Origin of the sequence: Nostoc sp. FACHB-888, assembly GCF_014696655.1 — a bacterium.
In the GTDB taxonomy this organism is placed as follows: domain Bacteria; phylum Cyanobacteriota; class Cyanobacteriia; order Cyanobacteriales; family Nostocaceae; genus Nostoc.
This window is the reverse complement of the sequence record NZ_JACJQM010000319.1, coordinates 1-3,482: the sequence shown is the minus strand read 5'-3', so window position 1 is coordinate 3,482 and position 3,482 is coordinate 1. Positions and strand designations below refer to the sequence as shown.

Annotated in this window: 2 protein-coding genes and 1 pseudogene; all 3 read left to right on the top strand. The window is 41.4% G+C overall.

What is annotated here, in order from left to right; all coding sequences use genetic code 11:
- Positions 1-1,151, top strand: a 1,151-nt coding sequence (locus H6G26_RS40000; RefSeq protein WP_190737491.1) for a cytochrome P450, incomplete at its 5' end; no start/stop codon positions are given.
- Positions 1,152-1,556: 405 nt separating this feature from the next.
- Positions 1,557-3,302, top strand: a complete 1,746-nt coding sequence (locus tag H6G26_RS39995; RefSeq protein ID WP_190737489.1) for a ShlB/FhaC/HecB family hemolysin secretion/activation protein — start codon at positions 1,557-1,559, stop codon at positions 3,300-3,302.
- Positions 3,292-3,482: pseudogene (locus tag H6G26_RS39990) on the top strand (hypothetical protein); the annotation flags it as partial. The gene H6G26_RS39995 and the pseudogene H6G26_RS39990, both read left to right, overlap by 11 nt.

Below are 3,482 nucleotides of genomic sequence, written 5' to 3'. Positions count from 1 at the left end.
ATGAATATTTTGAATCTACTCAAAATAATAATTTATTAAAGCTTTTGTTAGGAGAAAATTCTATTCTCTCTTCTAGTGGCGAACAGCATCAACGACAGAAACGAATACTGCTACCTCCTTTTCATTCAGAGCGAATGCGTGATTATAGTCAAGTCATTTGTGAAATTACTGAACAAATAATTGGAGAATGGATTCCAGGTAAGATATTTGTAGTTAATTCAGTTATGAAAGAAATTTCTATTCGCATCATTCTTGATGTTGTATTTGGACTACAAAACGATGATCGTTATAATTGCCTGAAACAATTGTTAGTTTCCCTGTTTGATGTTCTTCACAATCCTTTTAATTCAATATTTTTGATGTTTCTTCCTGTATTACAAAAAAAACTAGAATTTTGGAGATTGGAAGAGAGTCTAATGAGTCAACTCCAGCAAATTGATAAATTAGTATATGCAATTATTGCTGAACGAAAAGCGCAACGTAATTATCCAGGGAAGGATATTTTAAGTATGCTTCTGGAAGCATCTCATGAATCTGGGGAACCACTAACGAATATTGAATTGCGTGATTCTTTGATAACGCTATTGTTCGCGGGATATGAAACCACGTCATCTGCTCTTTCTTGGGCATTGTACTGGAGTTATTTTTCGGCAGAAATTCACAAAAATCTCCTATTTGAACTTAACTCCTTTCCCACCACCAATGACAAGAGTGGAATAGCACAATTACCTTATCTGAGTGCTGTTTGTTCTGAAACATTACGCTTTTACCCAATTTCTTTAATGCCTTTTTCACGGTTTGTACAAAAGCCTATAGAGATCATGGGTTATCAGCTTGAACCGGATACAATCGTTAATGTTTCAATTTACTTAGCTCACCAAAGGGAACAAGTGTACCCACAACCAAAGATGTTTAGACCAGAGCGATTTCTAGAGCGTCAATTTTCTCCATACGAGTATTTACCATTTGGTGGTGGCAGTCGCCGCTGTATCGGAGCAGCATTAGCACAACTTGAAATCAAGCTTGTTCTGGCAACTATACTGTCACGCTTGCAATTGGGATTAGTGAGTTCTCGTCCTATGAAGCCTATTAGACGAGGACTAATTATGGTTCCTCCAACATTTGAAATGGTAGTAACTGGAGTGCATTAGAACATTCTTGCTTCTGCCTATATAGTCTTGCGCTAACACTCCGAATACCAACAAGGTGTATTTTGTTAATCATGATTTAGGGAACTTAGGGAGTTAGGTAAAAATGCAAAGTTTATCCGTAAGAATAAAAATTATGTAAATTAATTGTTTATCCTACGATTAACAGCGTTCATAATTGCTGCCAACTACAATTTTTTTGCGATAAAACTTTCTTTGATCATAGTTGCCAATTTAGGAGTACCTTATCAACTGAAAATCAGGATTTTAACCTTGAACTTAATATCTAACATTTATCTGCTTGATATTGAATGCTTGAAGCTAAGAAAATTTTGAGATTGCGTTTGTTCTGATAAAACAGCAATCCTGTACAATTTCAGAGTTTGCGGCAATATCCTACCCAATCTGATGACCGATAAATCTCCCACAAAGCGCACATTGTTTTGGTTGCCTTTAAGTATATTGATAGTGCTTAGTGGTACTGTTAAAATCCTACATGCACAGACCACTACACAGCAGCCAAACCTCCCGCCTCCACAAGACATCCAGCCCCCTACACAGCAGCCACAACCCTTACCTCAATTACCCCAACGACAACCCTTACCAGAACTACTCCCGCCACAACAACCAACTCTACCCTCAGAAGAGGAACTCCCTAGCAAGCCGACAGAAAGAGTCACTGTTAAACACTTCGAGATTGTTGGTAGTACAGTTTTCAGCGAGGAAGAGTTAGCTAAAGCTGTGTCCAACTTTCTCAATCGGCAACTAGATATAGCCGACTTGTATGAAGCTCGTTCTAGAATCACCAATCTATACATCAGAAACGGTTACATTGCTTCTGGTGCATATATTCCACCTCAAGAAATTAGTCCGGGGTCAGGTGTGGTAAAAATTCAAGTAGTTGAAGGTAAACTTGAAAGCATTAAGATAACAGGTACTCGACGACTTTCTCCTAATTACGTGCGTGATCGCCTGAAATTAAACACAACGGGGCCTGTAAACGAAAAGCGTTTGTTAGATGCACTGCAACTGTTGCAGAACAATCCTTTGATCAAAAGACTATCTGCTGAGTTGTCACCTGGGGAGAAGCTCAACACAGCTGTCTTGACAGTCAACATAGAAGAAGCAGACACATTTAACACTCAAATCATACTCGACAACGGGCGATCGCCATCTGTAGGTAGCTTTCGTCGTCGGCTGCAAGTAACTGAAACAAACTTACTGGGAGTAGGAGATGGTTTAAGTGTGGGCTATACCAACACTGATGGTAGTAACTCGTTTGATGCTAGTTACACAATACCTATCAATCCGAGAGATGGGACAATTTCTTTTACCTACGGGACTTCAGCAGCTAATGTTGTCGAAGAACCTTTCGACATCCTGGATATTCAAGCAGAATCTCGGCAGTACGAACTGACGTATCGACAGCCAATAGTCCGAACTCCCAACCAGGAATTTGCGTTTGGCATAACTGCTTCCAGGAAAGAAAGCGAGGCTTCGTATGTAGATTTTGAATTTGGGCGAATTCCGTTCCCCTCTGATGGTGCAGATGACAAAGGGAACACGAGGGTATCGGCGCTGCGATTTTTCCAAGAGTGGGTATCTCGCAATAACCGAGAAGTATTTGCAGTGCGATCGCAGTTCAGCGTGGGACTTGATGCATTCAACGCGACGATAAATTCAGATAGAGCGGACAGTCGTTTTTTCAGTTGGCTTGGGCTTGCCCAATGGGTACGGCTATTGGCTCCAGATACTCTGATGTTACTGCGTCTGAATACGCAACTAGCTACTACTACACTTTTGCCGCTAGAACAGTTTGGCGCGGGTGGTGTGGATAGTGTACGAGGATATCGCCAAGATTTTTTCTTAGTTGATAATGGTGTGTTTGCTTCGGCTGAAGTGCAAGTGCCGATTCTCAGGGCCGGTGGTACTTCGCAAATGATTCCCTTTGCAGACTTCGGATTTGGGTGGAATGCAGGTACAGAAAATCCCAACTCAAATATGTTGGCTTCCCTGGGGTTGGGATTGCAGTGGCGCGGGGGTGACTTTAATGCACGTGTTGACTGGGGGATTCCGTTGGTGTCGGGAGATTCAGACGGAAGAACTTGGCAGGAGAACGGGATTTTGTTTTCTATTCAGTACAATGCGTTTTGAACTTAATTATAGTCGTGGCGCGGCGTACTTAAAGATTTCGGCTACTGCTGTTTACGAGAATCTTCAAAAGTTTTTGCCGACCAATGGTCAGCAAATTCCAATGCCGACCAACGAACGACAACTGCGGTTTTTGGCAAAAGCTGAGTTGGAACCGGCTGTACAAGCGAATGTATGGCAACA